The organism is Cytobacillus horneckiae, assembly GCF_002835735.1.
Classification (GTDB): Bacteria; Bacillota; Bacilli; order Bacillales; family Cytobacillaceae; genus Cytobacillus; species Cytobacillus horneckiae.
This window is the reverse complement of record NZ_PISD01000016.1, coordinates 98701-116542: the sequence shown is the minus strand read 5'-3', so window position 1 is coordinate 116542 and position 17842 is coordinate 98701. Positions and strand designations below refer to the sequence as shown.

General features: G+C 38.9%; 19 protein-coding genes. All 19 read left to right on the top strand.

The window, feature by feature from the left end; translation table 11 throughout:
* Positions 1–49: 49 nt before the first annotated feature.
* On the top strand, positions 50–799 hold the full coding sequence (locus tag CWS20_RS08950; protein ID WP_066198015.1) for a glucose 1-dehydrogenase: 750 nt from the start codon (positions 50–52) through the stop codon (positions 797–799).
* A 500-nt stretch (positions 800–1299) separates the two neighbouring features.
* Entirely contained in the window at positions 1300–2196 is an 897-nt protein-coding gene (gene paaA, locus CWS20_RS08945; RefSeq protein ID WP_066201616.1) for a 1,2-phenylacetyl-CoA epoxidase subunit PaaA, read from the top strand.
* Between the two features lie 22 nt (positions 2197–2218).
* On the top strand, positions 2219–2575 hold the full coding sequence (gene paaB / locus CWS20_RS08940) for a 1,2-phenylacetyl-CoA epoxidase subunit PaaB (RefSeq protein WP_066198019.1): 357 nt from the start codon (positions 2219–2221) through the stop codon (positions 2573–2575).
* A 19-nt stretch (positions 2576–2594) separates the two neighbouring features.
* Complete coding sequence (gene paaC, locus CWS20_RS08935; RefSeq protein WP_066201619.1) at positions 2595–3377, top strand: 1,2-phenylacetyl-CoA epoxidase subunit PaaC; 783 nt, start codon at positions 2595–2597, stop codon at positions 3375–3377.
* An 18-nt stretch (positions 3378–3395) separates the two neighbouring features.
* Entirely contained in the window at positions 3396–3878 is a 483-nt protein-coding gene (paaD, locus tag CWS20_RS08930) for a 1,2-phenylacetyl-CoA epoxidase subunit PaaD (protein WP_101226269.1), read from the top strand.
* Positions 3879–3958: 80 nt separating this feature from the next.
* On the top strand, positions 3959–4267 hold the full coding sequence (locus tag CWS20_RS08925; protein ID WP_066198023.1) for an EthD family reductase: 309 nt from the start codon (positions 3959–3961) through the stop codon (positions 4265–4267).
* Positions 4260–5039 (top strand): enoyl-CoA hydratase-related protein, encoded by a 780-nt coding sequence (locus CWS20_RS08920; RefSeq protein ID WP_066198025.1) that lies wholly within the window; start codon positions 4260–4262, stop codon positions 5037–5039. Before CWS20_RS08925 ends, CWS20_RS08920 begins: the two co-directional genes overlap by 8 nt.
* A gap of 13 nt (positions 5040–5052) precedes the next feature.
* A complete protein-coding gene (locus CWS20_RS08915; RefSeq protein ID WP_066198028.1) occupies positions 5053–5826 on the top strand; it encodes an enoyl-CoA hydratase-related protein in 774 nt (257 codons plus the stop codon).
* Between the two features lie 162 nt (positions 5827–5988).
* Positions 5989–6864 carry a phenylacetic acid degradation operon negative regulatory protein PaaX gene (gene paaX, locus CWS20_RS08910; protein ID WP_066198032.1) on the top strand — a complete coding sequence of 292 codons (876 nt, stop codon included), beginning with the start codon at positions 5989–5991 and terminating at the stop codon, positions 6862–6864.
* Between the two features lie 283 nt (positions 6865–7147).
* Positions 7148–8161: an ABC transporter substrate-binding protein gene (locus CWS20_RS08905; RefSeq protein ID WP_066198035.1), complete on the top strand. Its 1014-nt coding sequence runs from the start codon at positions 7148–7150 to the stop codon at positions 8159–8161.
* Positions 8162–8176: 15 nt separating this feature from the next.
* Positions 8177–9196, top strand: a complete 1020-nt coding sequence (locus CWS20_RS08900) for an ABC transporter permease (RefSeq protein WP_066198038.1) — start codon at positions 8177–8179, stop codon at positions 9194–9196.
* Positions 9171–9965, top strand: a complete 795-nt coding sequence (locus CWS20_RS08895) for an ABC transporter ATP-binding protein (RefSeq protein WP_066198041.1) — start codon at positions 9171–9173, stop codon at positions 9963–9965. The genes CWS20_RS08900 and CWS20_RS08895 overlap by 26 nt, the downstream gene beginning before the upstream one ends.
* 159 nt (positions 9966–10124) lie before the next feature.
* Positions 10125–10526, top strand: a complete 402-nt coding sequence (locus tag CWS20_RS08890) for a thioesterase family protein (protein WP_066198044.1) — start codon at positions 10125–10127, stop codon at positions 10524–10526.
* A gap of 137 nt (positions 10527–10663) precedes the next feature.
* Complete coding sequence (locus CWS20_RS08885) at positions 10664–11773, top strand: Leu/Phe/Val dehydrogenase (RefSeq protein ID WP_066198046.1); 1110 nt, start codon at positions 10664–10666, stop codon at positions 11771–11773.
* 40 nt (positions 11774–11813) lie between these two features.
* Positions 11814–12884 carry a pyruvate dehydrogenase (acetyl-transferring) E1 component subunit alpha gene (pdhA, locus tag CWS20_RS08880; protein ID WP_066198048.1) on the top strand — a complete coding sequence of 357 codons (1071 nt, stop codon included), beginning with the start codon at positions 11814–11816 and terminating at the stop codon, positions 12882–12884.
* On the top strand, positions 12881–13876 hold the full coding sequence (locus tag CWS20_RS08875) for an alpha-ketoacid dehydrogenase subunit beta (RefSeq protein WP_066198053.1): 996 nt from the start codon (positions 12881–12883) through the stop codon (positions 13874–13876). Before pdhA ends, CWS20_RS08875 begins: the two co-directional genes overlap by 4 nt.
* 10 nt (positions 13877–13886) lie before the next feature.
* Positions 13887–15092, top strand: coding sequence for a dihydrolipoamide acetyltransferase family protein (locus CWS20_RS08870; protein ID WP_066198055.1), 1206 nt, complete (start codon positions 13887–13889; stop codon positions 15090–15092).
* Positions 15093–16526 carry a dihydrolipoyl dehydrogenase gene (gene lpdA / locus CWS20_RS08865; RefSeq protein ID WP_066198058.1) on the top strand — a complete coding sequence of 478 codons (1434 nt, stop codon included), beginning with the start codon at positions 15093–15095 and terminating at the stop codon, positions 16524–16526. It abuts the gene before it with no gap.
* A 114-nt stretch (positions 16527–16640) separates the two neighbouring features.
* On the top strand, positions 16641–17756 hold the full coding sequence (gene hppD / locus CWS20_RS08860; RefSeq protein WP_066198061.1) for a 4-hydroxyphenylpyruvate dioxygenase: 1116 nt from the start codon (positions 16641–16643) through the stop codon (positions 17754–17756).
* The last annotated feature ends 86 nt before the right edge of the window (positions 17757–17842 follow it).

The window sequence follows — 17842 nt, the reverse complement described above, 5'->3', positions numbered from 1 at the left end:
TTCAGCGGTTAGCTGCACACTACAATGAAAGAAAAAGGAGTTTTTCATCATGGATTTTAAGGAAAAAACGGTCATTATTACTGGAGCGGGAAATGGAATAGGCAGAGGCTTAGTCCATGCCTATGCAAAAGCAGGAGCTAATATAGCTGCTGCAGATATTAATATGGCTGCACTTGAAAACTTAAAAGCAGAATTAGGGACAGGTAGCAAATCTATCATTATAGTTGAGACGGATGTAAAAAATGAACACGATATCAAGATACTTATGGAAAAGACATTTGAGACATTTGGCAGGATTGATATTCTTATAAATAATGCAGGTATCTCAAGCTGGAAATCACTTTATGAGTTGAAGATTGAGGAATGGGATCATATTATCCAGACAAATCTCCGCAGTGTGTTTCTGGCATCGCGCTCAGCAGCAAAATTCATGAAAGAAAATGAACATGGCGGCACAATTGTGAATCTAGCTTCAACAAGAGCATCAATGTCTGAGCCTGATACAGAAGCTTATGCAGCATCAAAAGGAGGCATCGTCGCCTTAACACATGCACTAGCAGTTTCTTTATCAAATGAAAGGATCACAGTGAACAGTATCTCGCCTGGCTGGATTGAAACAAAGCATTATAATGAATTACGAGAAATCGACCATTCCCAGCATCCTTCCAAAAGAGTAGGGACACCTGATGATATTGCAAGAGCCTGCTTTTATTTAACTGATGAAATGAATAATTTTGTCACAGGTGAAAATATCGTCATTGATGGCGGCATGACTAGAAAAATGATATATGAAGAGTAAACTGGAGCCCCTCTGTTTAGTGACGGAAGGGATTGGCGTGTTAACAAAGTGAATAAAGTTTGAATTTGGAGAGAGATAATCCGCTCGGACTTCCGCGGGAGAAGCGTCACACTTAAGGAACTATCGTGAAGTAGTGCCCATGTTGGCTCTTTTTCAGATATACGGCCACTACTTATGCAACATATTGCCCATGATCCGCTCTTATTTAAATTAGGAGTAAGTTTGCCTACTGCCTCAGCTCCTCTGTATAGTGACAGAGGGGCTTTTTGTACAAAGGTAGAGCTGTATGTTGATGATTTAATAATTAAATTTTCTGAATATTGGTTGACTTTTAATAATTTTGAGGTTATCTTATTGTTAAACATATGACGCATTATATCTATTACGACAAAATAACGTTATGCAATTGAATATTTAAAAAAATGATTTTTTAGGAGGTGAAAGGGTTGTCAGATACCGTGATTAATCAACAAACTGAAGCGGAAAATTACAAGCGCTTTATGAAGAAGATTGAATCAGGTGAAAAAATTGAAGCGGATGATTGGATGCCTGATGATTATCGTTACACGCTAATCAAATTAATATCTATGCATGGGATTAGCGAAATCATGGGTGCTTTGCCTGAAAAAGAGTGGGTACCAAGAGCCCCTTCGATCAAAAGAAAACTTGGTATTATGGCAAAGGTTCAAGATGAGATGGGACATGGGCAGCTGCTGCTGCGTGTGACGGAGGATTTGATGAAGCCAACTGGAAAGACAAGAGAAGATATTATGCAGGATTTATTTAGCGGCAGATTAAAGTTTCACAATGTGTTTCATATGGAGGCACCAACTTGGGGTGATGCTGGTTTAATTGGCTGGCTTGTTGATGGAGCAGCCATTATTTCACAAACAAACATGCTTCATGCTTCTTATGGTCCATATGCGCGGGCATTAAAAAGAATTTGTGCAGAGGAAGTTTTCCATGCACAGCATGGAGAGGCCATTATTATGGCCTTGGCAGAAGGTACAGAAGCTCAAAAGACAATGGTTCAAGAGGCTGTAAACAGATGGTGGGAATCACTTTTAATGTTTTTTGGCCCGGCAGACGCTTCTACAACTGGATCTTCAAAACAGGATACAACGATTAAGTATAAAATTAGGTCAAAAACAAATGAAGATCTTCGTCAAGATTTTTTCTCAAAATATATTCCAAGAGTTAAATCACTAGGTTTAACGATACCTGATGAAACGATGTATTTTGACAAAGAGCAAGGCTTGTGGGTTTATCGTCAGCCCGATTGGAGTAAGTTCAAGGACATCATTCGCAACAAAGGGCCAAAATCGCAGGAGCGCTTACAGCTCCGCATTCATTCGCATAGCATAAATGCTTGGGTCCGTGACGCCCTTAGTCAATAGGTAAGGTAAAGGAGGGAAGCATTTGAGTGCTGGAGGTTTTTATCAAGAGTTTGAAGTGTTTAGTAAAAGAACAGATTCCACTCCGCTGCAATATCAATTCTCGCTTCTTGCGCCGAATCAAGAACTTGCCTTCGTCATGGCGCAGGAAAACTTTATGCGCAGAGAACCGGTGGCAGATATATGGATTGTGAAACGGACGGATATTAGAAAAATGACTTATGAAGAAAAGGATACTCTTGCACGACTTGACAACAAAGATTATCGCAATGCAAAAGGATATGGTTATTTAAAGAAGAAGTGGCGAAAGTATGAACAAAACATGCTTGATGAAAAAGAAATATTATCATGGGGAGGCGAGAAAAAAGGTGAAAAAGATTGATTTTCCGCCAGAAGAATCCATGTATCGTACAGCGTTAGTTGAGCTATTGTATCAGCTGGCTGACGATGATTTCATTCTTGCTTATAGAGGATCAGAATGGCTCGGTCTTGCACCACATATTGAAGAAGATGTTGCTTTTTCTTCAATTAATCAAGACATGATGGGTCATGCTGCTATGTTCTATCAATTATTGGAAGATTTAGGAGAAGGGGATGTAGATGACCTCTCGCATAGCAGGAAAACGAATGAGCGAAAAAATGGAGTGTTGTTAGAGCGAGTTAATGGCCCTGGCCATTATTTGGGCAAACATGAATTTGACTGGGCATATACTGTTGTCAGACACTACTTTTATACTCAGTTTAAAAAGGTTCGTATGGATTCACTAAAAACTTCTTCTTATCAGCCATTAGCAGATGTTGCAGTAAAAGTAAGGATGGAAATCTATTATCATCTGCTTCATTGGAAAACGTGGTTTTTGCAATTAATGCAATCTAACAGTGATTCTAGAGGGAGGATGGAAAAGGCAGTACAAAGGGTTTGGGATGATGTTGATAGTTTATTATGTTATGGACCGAATGGGGATGACATAGTTAAAGCTGGTTTAATCGAGGCAGAAGATAAACTATTACAAAGGTGGAAGCATTTTCTCACTCCCGTTTTTGAGGCTGTTCATCTTTCAATCCCGGAGAAATTAAAGCCTGCAGCAGCAAGTGGACGTGAAGGCGTGCATACAAAGGACTTAGAAGAAGCTTTAGCTGTACTTTCAGAAGTTTATTATATGGATACAACAGCGAGCTGGTAATGAAAAGGGTGAATGAGAATGAATGAAGAAATGATATTAAAGGCGCTTCATAAAGTCAAAGACCCTGAAATCGACTCCATTTCAATAGTTGACCTAGGTATGGTGGAAACGATTAAAGAAGAGGAAAACCGCTTAATTATTGAGCTTTTGCCGACCTTTATGGGGTGCCCGGCACTAGACATCATCAGTGAAAACGTAAAAAAACAGATTATTAGTTTGCATTTGTATCATCATATTGACATTCAATTTATTCATACACCGCCATGGACTTCCAATCGAATTACTGAAAGAGGAAGAGAACAGCTAAAAAGCTTTGGTATCGCTCCACCTCCTGCACAATTGAGCGAGTCAGGCGATTGGGAGGTATCATGTCCATATTGCGGGTCTCAATACACGGCAATCGAAAATCTTTTTGGCCCTACTGCATGTAGAAGTATTCTGTACTGTAAATCATGCAAAAACCCGTTCGAAGCGATGAAACCGATTTCAACACTGATGTAAAAAACATCTTATTGCCATCCCGGAAGTTTAAAAGGGACTGCCAATAAAAAATAAATAATAATGAAGGGAAGTTGTGAAAAATGGTTAAATTAATTGCTCTTTATAAACACCCAGAAAATAAGGAGGCTTTTGATGAGCATTATTATGGCACACATGCCCCGATAACAGCTAAGATTCCTGGGCTGCAAAAAATGGTCGTAACGAAAATTGTCGGCAGTCCGATGGGTGGAGAAGGAAAATATTATTTAATGTGTGAAATGTATTATGAAAGTCATGAGGCACTGCAAAAGGCTATGAGAACAGATGAAGGGAAAGCGTCGGGCAAGGATGCGATGAAATTTGCTGGAGATTTGCTAACTCTTATGATTGGCGAGGAAGTAAATGATTAATAACTATGAATATATTCAAACTTCGATTGAAGGAAGAATAGGTATGATCGCACTTAACCGTCCGGACGTATTAAATGCTCTTAATCGCACAATGGTGGTTGAAATTCTTTCTGCTATGGAATCTTTCGATCAAGATGAATCTATTAGAGTAATCATACTGAGTGGGAATGGCCGTGCATTTGCTGCAGGTGCAGATATTGAAGAAATGTCAGCTGATGGTCCGATTGATTTTGAATTATTAAATCAATTCAAGAATTGGGACAGGATTGCATCAATAAAAAAACCAATCATAGCGGTCGTCCAAGGATTTGCACTTGGCGGGGGCTTTGAATTGGCATTATGCTGTGATCTCATTTTCGCGGCTGATGATGCTACTTTCGGTTTTCCTGAGGTCAATCTTGGTGTGATGCCCGGTGCAGGCGGAACGCAGCGCTTAACAAAACTAGTTGGCAAAACAAAAGCAATGGAATGGTTATTTACGGGCAAAAGAATCACAGCTAACGAGGCTCTTCAATTTGGCATCATTAATTCTATATTCGCAAAAGAAATACTTATAGAAGAAGCGCTTAAAGCAGGGGGGATGATTGCATCCCAGGCACCGCTTTCCATCCGTTTCATTAAAGAAGCCGTCTTAAAAGCAGTTGATACACCATTGGAAGAAGGCATGCATTTTGAACGGAAAAATTTCTATCTCCTTTTCTCATCAGAGGACCAGAAAGAAGGGATGCGTGCCTTTATAGAGAAACGAAACCCTGATTTTAAAGGAAGATAAGGGGGCATTTTATATGTATGAAACGATTAAAGTTGAAGTAACTAATCAGGTTGCATGGATTAAGTTAAGCCGTCCTGATAAATTAAATGCAATTACTGCACAAATGAATAAGGAAATATTGCAATCTGTAAAAGCCGCGGGTAAAAACGATCAAGTTAGATGCATTGTTATTACTGGAGAAGGGCGTGCCTTCTGTTCAGGTCAGGATTTGACCGGAGTTAATGAAGATATGGATCATGGAAAAGTATTAAGAGATTTATATAATCCTATGGTTCTGGAAATACATCATTGTGATAAACCTGTAATTGCGGCTGTTAATGGTGTAGCGGCAGGTGCCGGTATGAGCCTTGCGCTAGCATGTGATTTCCGTCTACTGTCTGAAAAGGCGAGTTTTGTAGAGTCATTTATTCACGTCGGACTTGTACCAGATGCGGGGAATCTCTATTTCTTGCCTAAGCTAATCGGACATGCAAAAGCATTGGAGCTTGCGATTCTAGGCGAGAAAATTAACTCCTCTCAAGCTGAGGAACTTGGTTTAGCCACTAAGGTTTTCAATGATAACATTTGGCAAGAGGAAGTTGCTTCCTTTGCAGAGAGATTAGCTGCTTTGCCAACAACTGCGATATCTTTAATTAAGAAGAATTTGAAATCCAGTTGGAATATAACCTTTGCAGACAGCCTAGAAAAGGATGCGCAATCTCAGCGGATTGCAGGCATGACCTCTGATCATAAAGAAGGAGTAAAAGCATTCATCGAAAAAAGGAAACCGAGTTTTCAAGGGAGATAAAAGCTTGATGATTCTATATTAGGAGCTTGAACAACACTCATTTCAGTCATTATTTTACTATTCTGAAAAAATAGTTTTCGCGGGTCTTATAATTATAGTAAAATAAGTATATGACGTTATTTGCACGATTTATTTAACTATTGAAATGAGGAAGGTTGAAAAATGAATACTAGATCTATGATTTTTACCTTATATGGAGATTATATTTCACATTATGGCAGTAAAATTTGGATTGGGAGTTTAATAAGTCTTTTAAGCGAATTTGGTCATAATGATCAGTCTGTTAGAGCAGCGATATCAAGAATGAATAAACAAGGATGGGTTCAGTCCGAAAAAGTCGGAAATAAAAGCTACTATTCTTTAACGCAACGAGGGCAGAACCGAATTGATGAAGCCGGAAAACGGATTTTTAAATTAATGCCAGAGAACTGGGACGGAAAATGGAGAATATTAATGTACAATATTCCTGAAGATATTCGCCATGTTCGGGATGAGCTAAGGAAAGAACTCGTTTGGAGCGGCTTCGGTTCGATGTCCAACAGTATGTGGATATCACCAAATGATCTTCAATCACAGGTTAATAACTTGATTGAAAAGTACGATATTGAAAATTATGTGGATTTCTTTATTGCTGAATATAAAGGTCCTCATCAAAATCTTCAATTGGTCGAAAAGAGCTGGAATCTCCAAGAAATTAATGACAAATATCAACAATTTATTACTCAATATAGCGAGAAATATATTATTGATAAAAATAAGATTCAAAAAGGTGCTAAAAGTGATGCAGAATGCTTCGTTGAGAGAACGAAACTAGTGCATGAATATAGGAAGTTCCTATTTGTTGATCCAGGGCTGCCCGAAGAATTGCTGCCAGAGAAATGGCTGGGGGGACATGCGGCTTCACTATTCAGCGTTTATTATAAGGAACTTGCTAAGCCGGCATCGAGATTTTTTGAAAGTGTATTTATTGCTGGAAATGAAATGAAACGAAAGGATGAAAATTATGATATTTTAAATCATCCATATATGGTCAACTAGCAAATTGCCATCTTTCCTAATAACACTGGAGGGGTGGCTTTTATATACGTTAAATCTAACTTATCTAAATATATTAAATTTTTTAAATATTATTGACAATTTAATTCGTGTGGTGCTAATATAACGTTATATTTACGATATTGTTATTTGATATCATATTTTTTGAAAGCCCTTACATAATAAGAGACTGCATAATGTTTTTAGTTTTATTGATAGTTAAAAGAATTGTTTTGTATCAGTTTTTCTGTTTAAAAAGCGATTTCTAAAAGAAGGGAGATTCATAATGAATAATTCAATTAAATTATTTTTTAGCATGATTGCTTTCGGCATTATCGCTTTAAGTGGCTGCGGCCAGGAAACTGCGAACGAGACATCAAAAACGAAAGATGAAAAGAAAGTTTTTAAGATTGGCTTGACTCAGTTTGCAGAACATCCTTCATTAGATGCTGCATCTGAAGGGTTTATTAAAGCACTGGAGGATGAAGGATTTAAAGAAGGAGATAATATTGAATATGATAAGCAAAATGCTCAAGCTGATATGAACAATACGCAAACAATAGCAAATAACTTTGTCGGTGATAAGGTGGATCTGATTTTTGCTAATGCTACACCAAGTGCAGTCAGCGCCTTAAATGCAACAAAGGATATCCCAATTTTGTTTACATCCGTTACTGATCCGATTGGCTCAGGATTAGTAGAAGCATTTGAAAAACCAGGTGAAAACATAACAGGCACTACAGACTACCATCCAGATGCTACTGCAACGACCTTTAATTTTATCATTGATAGCATAGGGGCAAAAAATATTGGTGTGATTTATAATGCTGGTGAACAAAATTCCGAAGTCCAGGTGGACGAAGTGAAAAAATTGGCTGATTCAAAATCAGCGAAAATCGTAGAGGCATCCATTTCAACCTCAGCAGAAGTAAAGCAGGCCGTTGAATCTCTAGTAGGGCGTGTGGATGCGATTTATGTTCCAACTGATAACACAGTTGTTTCCGCTCTCGAATCAGTTATTTCTGTTGCTAATAGTAACAAAATCCCTCTGTTTGCTGGTGAGCTTGATTCAATGAAACGAGGTGCGGTAGCGGCCAGCGGATTTAATTATTACGATATTGGCTACCAAACTGGGAAAATGGCAGCTGAAATATTAAAGGGTAACAAAACGCCAGCAGAAATCCCTGTAGAGCTCCCAGGCAGTCTTAGTCTAATAATTAATAAAAAAGCTGCAGAAGATCAAGGGGTTGAAGTGAAGGAAGAGTGGGGAGAAAACGCGGAATTTTATGAAGAAAAGTAGAGGATGTGGTTCGCAGTGACTACAGCAATTTTTGGTGCATTTGAATCTGGGATTATATATGCGATCATGGCGCTTGGTGTTTATTTATCCTTCAGGGTCCTTGATTTCCCTGATTTGACTGTCGATGGCAGTTTCGTTACAGGTGCAGCGGTTGCTGCGATGATGATTGTCAGCGGCGCTAACCCGTTTATAGCTACTCTTCTTGCTTTAGTAGCAGGTTTTATTGCTGGCTGTCTAACAGGTATCCTTCATACATTTGGAAAGATTAATGCCTTGCTTTCTGGAATTTTAATGATGATTGCCTTGTATTCTATTAACTTAAGGATTATGGGCAAATCGAATGTCCCTTTGCTTAACACAGAAACAGCATTATCTCATGTAAGAGATGCATGGGATAAAACAGGGCTAGACAATATATTTAACAGCCTTTTAACTGCTGTTGGACTTGGTGATAGTTTACCTAGAACATGGGGCATTTTAATATTTATGATTATTGTAACATTCGCGATTAAATTATTAACGGATAGATTTTTACAAACAGAGATTGGGTTGGCATTGCGTGCCACCGGTGATAATAAAAGAATGATCAGAAGCTTATCAGCTAATACAAATTTTTTGGTAATTTTGGGATTAGGTTTAGCGAATGCGATGGTCGCTTTTTCAGGAGCTCTTATTGCCCAGCAGGGCGGATTTGCTGATGTTGGCATGGGAATTGGGATGATTATCATTGGTCTTGCATCAGTCATCATCGGAGAAGCTATTTTTGGGACAAAAACAATTGCTAGAACAACGCTGGCTGTCATTGGCGGTGCCATTATATATCGAATCGTTGTTACTTTGGCATTGAGAGTGGAGTTCCTTGAACCCGGTGATATGAAACTTATCACTGCCACAATTGTAATAATTGCCCTCATTTTGCCTAAAATCATTCATAAATCAAGAGAAAATAAGCGGAAAGCAAAGAGGATTGCCAGTGTTAAAGCCTCAGAATATATAAAGGGGGAGTCTGATGCTTCAATTAAATCAAATCCATAAAGTGTTCAATGAAGGAACCCCTGATGAAAAAACAGCGCTTGATTCCATCGATTTAACGATGAAAAAAGGTGATTTTATTACCGTTATAGGAAGTAATGGCGCAGGAAAATCAACTTTAATGAATATTATTTCCGGAGTGATGCTTCCAGATATAGGAGCAATCTATTTAGATAATAAAAATATTAGCTTGCTATCAGAATATAGGCGGGCAAAAATGATTGGCCGTGTTTTTCAAGATCCAATGGCTGGAACTTCGCCATCTATGACCATTGAAGAGAATCTTGCAATGGCTTACTCAAGAAACAAGAATCGGACGCTGAGAAAAGGTGTAACAAGACAGCGGAAAGAGATGTTTCGTGAAGTCCTGGAATCGCTCCATTTAGGTCTGGAAAATCGATTAAATGCAAAGGTTGGGCTATTATCAGGTGGAGAAAGGCAGGCACTGTCATTATTAATGGCCACTTTTACAGAACCGTCTATTCTATTATTAGACGAGCATACTGCAGCTTTAGACCCTGCAAGAGCTGAGCTGATTACAAATTTAACAAAAGAGATTGTTAAAAAATATAACCTAACAACATTAATGGTTACGCATAATATGCAACAGGCATTAGATCTTGGAAATAGACTGATTATGATGGATAAAGGACAAATTATTTTAACTGTTGATGAAGAGCAAAAGAAAAAGTTGACAATTGAACAGCTGCTAAACGAATTTCAGCGTATAAGAGGGGCGAAAATGACAAATGACAGAGCGCTGCTCACATAAGGAAATGATTTCTGGATTAATTAGATTTTCTAGTTAATCCTCTTATTTTTTATTTTAAATATTATTCATAATATTTTGTTATTTATTGACTTTTTATTTAACGAAATGATATTATAACGTTAAATAATCGTCATATAAATATTGTAAGGTGGTGTATCGATGAAACTTGGTCTGGAGGAAGGGCTGCAAGCGGTGATGAAGGTTCAAGTGACACCAGAAATGTTTGCCCAATTTGGCGGACATATTGTTCATCCAGCTTATTCAACAGTATCGATGATTTACCACATGGAATGGGCATCAAGGGAAATTATACTGCCTTATCTTGAGAGCCATGAAGAAGGGATGGGCATTGATGTTTCCGCCAGACACGCAGGAGCTGCAATAAATGGCGCCGAGTTGACAATCACAGCGCGAATAACGAAAATAAAAAAATTAATCATACATACGAATGTGACAGTTTATGAAAAAAATAGACTAATAGGAGAAGGAACTGTGACACAAGCAGTTATGCCCAAAAGTAAGATTTCTAATCTACTCGATAAAGGGAAGGAACAAGTTTAATTTTAATAGCTTTGGAAAGTGAGCCTGGCGAAGCTGGCTACAGAAAATCTTAAAATAGCAAAAACTGTTGGTAGATACTTTAGCTTAACGCTTAACTTATATAAATGAAAGCGCTATCAAATTAGGGAGGAATGAGAATGGAGGAAATTTTTCACAAAATAAATGAACATGAACAAGTTATTTTTTGTAATGATGAAGGAACTGGGTTGCGGGCAATCATTGCGATTCATAGTACAAGACTGGGACCAGCACTAGGTGGATGCAGGATGTTTCCATATAAAAGAATTGATGATGCACTCGAAGATTGCTTGCGCCTTTCAAAAGGGATGACATATAAATGTGCGGCAGCTGATGTGGATTTCGGCGGCGGCAAGGCGGTGATTATTGGAGATCCAATCAAGGATAAATCACCAGAGTTATTTCGTGCATTTGGACAATATGTAGAATCTTTGCATGGAAGGTTTTATACAGGGACAGATATGGGAACAAGTCCAGAGGATTTTATACATGCATTGAAAGAGACGAATTGCATTGTTGGTGTAGATGAGGTGTACGGAGGCAGCGGTGATTCATCTGTTCCGACAGCTCAGGGGGTGATATATGGACTGCAGGCGACAAATAAAGCATTAACAGGCTCTGATCAATTAGCCGGGAGAAGTTACGCTATTCAAGGGCTTGGCAAGGTTGGAATGAAAGTGGCTGAACGCTTGCTTGAAGAAGGCGGTGACCTTTATGTCTCTGATATAAATACAGAGGCAATTGAGCAGCTTCACATAAAAGCAAAAAAACTTGGGTCTGCGATAAAGGTGTTAGACAGCTATGAAATTTACTCCGCACATGCAGATGTTTTTGTTCCATGTGCGATGGGTGGAATTCTCAATGATGAATCAATCAGTCTGTTACAAGTTCAGGCAGTTGCTGGTTCTGCTAATAATCAGTTATTGGACATTCATCATGGCAAAGCACTTAAAGATCGCGGCATATTGTATGCGCCAGATTATATTGTGAATTCCGGCGGGTTAATCCAAGTTGCTGACGAGCTCTACACGCCGAACAAAGAAAGAGTCATGCAAAAGACGAAAGCCATTTACACTTCAATTTTAAATATATTCGAATTTGCGGAATATCATGGCATTACAACTGTAGAGGCGGCTAATCAATTTTGTGAAAGCCGCATCGAAGCAAGAACTCGGCGCAACAGTTTTTTCTCTCATATGAAGCGACCAAAATGGGACATAAGGGGTTAGGTCAACATCATAAATTAAATGAATCGGAAAGGGTGAGAGGATGGAGAGCCAATTTCCAATGAAACAAATCGTTGATACGAATGGAAAGATTGTACTGCCAGAATATAAAGAAAGGATAACGGCTGAACTAGCAAAAGAATTTTTTAAACAAATGATTAGAATACGTACTTTTGACCGTAAAGCACTAAGTTTACAAAGGCAGGGAAGGATTGGCACATATGCGCCCTTTGAAGGTCAAGAAGGTGCCCAAGTAGGTAGTGCAATGGCGCTTAATGATGGAGACTGGATGTTCCCAACCTACCGGGATCATGGTGCAGCAATCGTGTTTGGCCATTCATTAATGAGAGTTTTATTGTTTTGGAACGGACGAAATGAAGGATGTGTTCCTCCGGTGGGGAAAAGGATTTTTCCGCCAGGCATTCCGATTGCGACACAAATCCCCCATGCTGCAGGGGCAGCTTTTGCCGAAAAACAAAAAGGCACAAGCGCCGCAAGCATTGCCTATTTCGGTGATGGAGCAACATCAGAAGGAGATTTTCATGAAGGGATAAATTTTGCCAGTGTTCTTCGCGCTCCAGTCATTTTCTTTAATCAAAATAATCATTATGCTATATCTGTACCAATGAGTAAGCAGATGAATTCGAAAACGATTGCGCAAAAATCTCTTGCTTATGATATTCCAGGAATTCGGATTGATGGAAACGATGTGTTTAGTTCATATTTTGAAACATTAGCTGCATTAGAAAAAGCAAGAAACGGCGAAGGACCTACTTTGATTGAAGCCGTTACTTGGAGATACGGAGCGCATACTACTTCTGATGACCCAGGAAGATATCGTGATCAAGGGGAAAACGTCCGACGAAGGGAAGAAGCTGACCCTATTTTGAGAGTGGAGAGATGGCTAAAGAATGAAGGACTATATGACGAAAGCTGGGTAGAAGAAGTGAAAGAAGGCGCAGTCGCTGAAGTAGAAGCAGCGGTTCTTGAAATGGAGGCTTTTCCTCAAGCAAATCCTGCTGATATATTTGATCATGTGTTTGCTAAACCTACATGGCAAATTGAAAAGCAAAAGAAGAATTACCTTGATTTCATTGGAGGTGAGCGGTCGTGAAAACTTCAGTTGATGTAAAGACATTGACGCTTGTTCAAGCAATTACAGACGGTCTTGATACGATGATGAACGAAAAGCAGGAAGTCATCCTTTTAGGCGAAGATATAGGTAAAAACGGCGGGGTATTTAGAGCAACGGATAAACTTCAGGAAAAATATGGTGAAAAGCGTGTAATAGATACCCCTTTAAGTGAAGCTGGTTTTGTAGGAGCTGGTATTGGTATGGCAGTCAATGGGTTTTTGCCAGTTATTGAGATCCAATTTCTTGGCTTTATCTATCCTGCATATGAACAAATTGTCACCCATGCAAGCCGGCTAAGAATGAGAACGATGGGGCATTTTACAGTCCCAATGGTTATCAGGGCGCCGTATGGGGCGGGCGTAAGAGCGCCTGAAATCCATTGCGATAGTACAGAAGCAGTGTTTACTCACATGCCGGGAATTAAAGTGGTCTGCCCATCGAATCCTTATGATGCGAAAGGGCTGCTGATTGCTGCGATTGAAGATCCCGATCCTGTGCTTTATTTAGAACCAATGAGATTATACCGATCGCTAAAGGGGGAAGTGCCGGATGGTAAATACACCGTTGAAATCGGTAAAGCAAACAAGCTTTTGGAAGGTGAAGATGTCACGCTTATTGCCTGGGGTGCGATGATCCCGGAAACATTAAGGGCCGCAGAGGTAGCGAAAAGCAAAGGGATAAAATGCGATGTTATAGACCTGCGCTCCCTTTTTCCGATTGATAAAGATATGATTGCGGAATCTGTGCAAAAAACCGGGAGAACAGTTGTCGTCCATGAGGCGCATGCAACTGGAGGCTTGGGCAATGATATCATCGCGATTATTAACGATACTTCTTTTTTATACCAAAAGGCGCCTGTTGAAAGAGTTACAGGATTTGATGTACCCGTACCTTATTTCGGTTTTGAAGATCATTATCTGCCTACACCGGAAAGGATTTTGTATGGGATTGAAAAAGTGATGAAATTTTAGGAGGGAAGCTATGGAAGTAAAACTTCATGATATAGGAGAAGGGATGACAGAAGCAGAAATTGTCAGCTTTCTAGTCAAGCCCGGAGATGTTGTTAAAGCAGACACGCCAATTGTAGAAGTGCAAACAGATAAGATGACTGCAGAAATACCTTCACCCATAGCTGGTATAATTGGGGAATTTAACGTTAAACAGGGCCAAACAGTTCCTGTTGGCACAACATTATTGTTTATCCAAAATCATTCCGATTCCGAGAATCAAAAAGAGCGATTAATCTCACTGCCTCCCTCACAGCATGACACCCACCAAAATCATCTGAAAAGAATATTAGCTGCACCTTACACTAGAAAAATAGCAAGGGAAAATGGAGTTGAAATTGAGAATATTAAAGGAACAGGTTTATCAGGACGCATCATCGATGAAGATATTTATCGCTATTTGGAACAATCAAAAACGCAATCAATCAATTCTAGCCTTTTTGCAGAAAAGCAGCAGGAGCCATCCCCATTAATAAATGAACAACAAGACGATACGATTCCATTTAGAGGAAGAAGAAAACAAATCGCCAATAACATGATGCATTCTGTTCAAACAATTCCTCATTGTACACATTTTGAAGAAATTGATGTAACTGACCTTCTTCAGTTTAAACAGAATTTAAAAGAAATCGGTCGGGATATTTCTGCTACTGCGTTCTTTCTTAAAGCTTTGTCTATTTGCCTGAAGGAATATCCGATATTTAATGCTCAATTAGATATAGAGAAGGAAATAATTATTAAAAACAAAGAACATCATTTTGGCATAGCCATTGATATGGAAGAAGGACTGATTGTACCTGTTCTGCGAAATATAGAAAACAAGTCAATCCAGTCCATCCATGTGGAAATGAAGGATTTATCGAAAAAGGCAAAAGAAAATAAATTAAGTGTGAAGGACATAACAGGTGGAACATTTACAATTAGTAATGTTGGTCCGTTAGGCGGAAGCTTCGGGGCTACGCCAATTATTCAGCACCCTCAAGTTGCCTTAGTCTCTTTTCACAAAACAAAAAAAATGCCGGTGGTTGCCGATAATGATCAAATTATTATTAGGTCGATTATGAATCTTTCAATGTCATTTGACCATAGAGTAGCTGACGGAGCAAGTGCTGTTCGTTTTACAAATCGCTTCGCTCAACTGATTAATGATCCGAAAATGCTCATTCTGGAGATGGTATAGATGGTAGTTGGCGAAATCGCCCATGAACGGGATTTAATTATTATTGGCGGAGGTGCGGGGGGATATCAAGCTGCAATTCGCGCATCGCAATTAGGCCGGAAAGTGACACTTTTTGAAAAAGAAGAACTTGGAGGAGTATGTTTAAATAAAGGCTGCATTCCTTCTAAAATATTGACAGCCGCTGCAAGCAGCTATGTAAATTCAAAGGAGAACACCGTTTTTGGTATAGAGTATAGTCAACTGTTATTTCATTTTGATAAGCTTCAGGAATATAAAAAGAAAACAATTGAAACTTTGAAGCAAGGGATATCCGCTTTATGCAAATCCAATAAAATTGAGGTGATTAAAGGCTCCGCTTATTTTTTAACTAATAATAAAGTGGGGGTGGAAAGCGGAGAGCAATATGAAGTGTATCGCTTTAATCATGCCATAATCGCAACTGGAAGCACCCCATCAAAAATCGAAGGAATTACACCAGACTATATCAGGATACATGACAGCTATTCGATAACAAGCCTTGAAACATTTCCTAATAAACTAATTGTATATGGAAATGACTATCTTTCTATCGAAATAGCAATGGCCTACGAGGCATTAGGCACACAAGTGACAATGTTAATGGAGGAAGCCGACTTTCCATACGATTTATCAATCAATCGTGAATTGAGGAAGAATTTAAAGAGACATAAAATAAAATTAATAACCAATGCAAAGATTTCTAAAGTAAATAATAATCGTGAATTAATTACAGTTAACTATTATTTGAATGATCGGACACTCGAATTGGAAGCTACGCATCTTTTTACAGCCGTAAAACCTTCACCTAATACAAAGGATCTTGGCTTGGAGCGGATCGGTATCATTACGAATGAATCAAACTGCATTATCGTTAATGAAGAATGCAGAACATCGCTTTCGCATATTTTCGCAATTGGAGATGTTACAGAAGGCCCCAGTCTGGCCATAAAGGCAATAAAACAAGGGAAAGTTGCAGCAGAGGCGGCAACTGGAATTCGGTCAGAAATTGACCTTCGCTTCCTTCCAATCGTTGCCCATACGAGACCGCCTTTAGCAAGTGTGGGCTTAACTGAGCAACAAGCCATTCAAAGCGGATATCAAGTCGAAATAGGGCAATTTTCGCTTTCCGGAAGCGGGTTCGCCGCTATTTTAGGGAAAAAACATGGTTTTGTCAAAGTAATAAAGGATAAACAAAATCATGTCCTACTTGGTATCCATATGATAGGCGAAGGGGCTGTCGAGATGATTTCAACAGGTGTTACGGCACTTGAAATGGCTGCAAGAGATGAGGATATAATTTTTCCTCTCTATCCCCACCCAAGTATGAATGAAGCGCTTATGGAAGCTGCTGAAGCATTGCGAGATCAAGCGATACATGTCGTTTCCACTCGTTTAAATGAAAAGCAGAAAGTTTAATAGGTTACTTTACTGCATAAGTGCATTATAGCTTTAACTTATACTCTTGAGCATATTGGCTGTTTCGTATATTATTTATTCCGAATATTATAAAAGTGATATGGAGGGAATTATATGAAAGAAAAAATGGTATCAAGAAAAGAAAAGGTTGAAGATTTTTTCCCTGTCAAAGAAGTTGATTACTTAGAAATTTATACAGGTAATGCTAAACAATCAAGCTATTATTTCTGTTCCGCCTTCGGATTCAAGCCGGTTGCCTACTCAGGGCTTGAAACCGGAAATAGAGAAACCGTTTCCTATGTTCTTCAGCAGAAAAAAATCCGACTGGTGATAACCGGTTCCTTAAAAGAGGAAACAAGAATCAGCTCCTTTGTCAAAAAACATGGTGATGGAGTAAAAGATATCGCTTTAGCGGTTGATAATGTTGAAGACGCTTATAGTGCAGCTGTTGAAAGAGGGGCCATTGCAATCCAGCCTCCATTTGAAATAAAGGATGAACATGGTGTTGTTAAAAAAGCTGTTATCGGTACATACGGTGACACAATCCATACACTTGTTGAAAGGAAGCAGTATAGCGGTCCATTTATGCCAGGTTTTCAAGCATATGATACTGAAATTGCATTTGAAGATGCAGGCTTCATTGGGATTGACCATGTTGTCGGCAATGTAGAGCGAATGGAAGAGTGGGTTAATTATTATGCAAATGTTATGGGCTTTAAGGAAATGAAGCATTTTACAGATAAAGATATCACGACTGAATATTCAGCATTAATGTCCAAAGTGATGCATAATGGCGGCAGAATTAAGTTTCCGATTAATGAACCAGCTGAAGGAAAGCGAAAATCACAAATAGAAGAATATTTGGAATTTTATAACGGGCCTGGCGTGCAGCATCTAGCCATTTTAACTGAAGATATTGTGAGTACTGTTTCGATACTAAAGAAAAATGGTGTAGAGTTTTTAAATACACCAGCAAGCTATTATGACATGCTTGCTGAGAGAATTGGTGAAATAGACGAAGACATTGAGAAGCTTAGAGAATTAAGCATTTTAGTAGATAGAGATGATGAAGGGTATTTGCTGCAAATTTTTACAAAGCCTGTCGTAGACAGACCAACCTTATTCCTTGAGATTATTCAGCGTAAAGGGGCAAGAGGATTTGGCGAAGGTAATTTCAAAGCACTGTTTGAATCAATCGAAAGAGAACAGGAAAGACGCGGAAATTTATAAGGTAGAGGATTAGTTTTCTAAAAAAGAGGGAAATCCAATTCCCTCTTTTTAAACTGAAAAACAAAAGAGTACCAACCTACCTTATT

Coding starts and splice junctions, on each gene's coding strand:
- paaA (WP_066201616.1), top strand. CDS start 1,300: ATGAAGAAGATTGAATCAGGTGAAAAAATTGAAGCGGATGATTGGATG.
- pdhA (WP_066198048.1), top strand. CDS start 11,814: ATGGAGAGCCAATTTCCAATGAAACAAATCGTTGATACGAATGGAAAG.
- CWS20_RS08925 (WP_066198023.1), top strand. CDS start 3,959: ATGGTTAAATTAATTGCTCTTTATAAACACCCAGAAAATAAGGAGGCT.
- paaX (WP_066198032.1), top strand. CDS start 5,989: ATGAATACTAGATCTATGATTTTTACCTTATATGGAGATTATATTTCA.
- CWS20_RS08905 (WP_066198035.1), top strand. CDS start 7,148: ATGAATAATTCAATTAAATTATTTTTTAGCATGATTGCTTTCGGCATT.
- CWS20_RS08890 (WP_066198044.1), top strand. CDS start 10,125: ATGAAACTTGGTCTGGAGGAAGGGCTGCAAGCGGTGATGAAGGTTCAA.
- paaD (WP_101226269.1), top strand. CDS start 3,396: ATGAATGAAGAAATGATATTAAAGGCGCTTCATAAAGTCAAAGACCCT.
- paaC (WP_066201619.1), top strand. CDS start 2,595: ATGTATCGTACAGCGTTAGTTGAGCTATTGTATCAGCTGGCTGACGAT.
- lpdA (WP_066198058.1), top strand. CDS start 15,093: ATGGTAGTTGGCGAAATCGCCCATGAACGGGATTTAATTATTATTGGC.
- hppD (WP_066198061.1), top strand. CDS start 16,641: ATGAAAGAAAAAATGGTATCAAGAAAAGAAAAGGTTGAAGATTTTTTC.
- CWS20_RS08870 (WP_066198055.1), top strand. CDS start 13,887: ATGGAAGTAAAACTTCATGATATAGGAGAAGGGATGACAGAAGCAGAA.
- CWS20_RS08885 (WP_066198046.1), top strand. CDS start 10,664: ATGGAGGAAATTTTTCACAAAATAAATGAACATGAACAAGTTATTTTT.
- CWS20_RS08895 (WP_066198041.1), top strand. CDS start 9,171: ATGCTTCAATTAAATCAAATCCATAAAGTGTTCAATGAAGGAACCCCT.
- CWS20_RS08915 (WP_066198028.1), top strand. CDS start 5,053: ATGTATGAAACGATTAAAGTTGAAGTAACTAATCAGGTTGCATGGATT.
- CWS20_RS08920 (WP_066198025.1), top strand. CDS start 4,260: ATGATTAATAACTATGAATATATTCAAACTTCGATTGAAGGAAGAATA.
- CWS20_RS08950 (WP_066198015.1), top strand. CDS start 50: ATGGATTTTAAGGAAAAAACGGTCATTATTACTGGAGCGGGAAATGGA.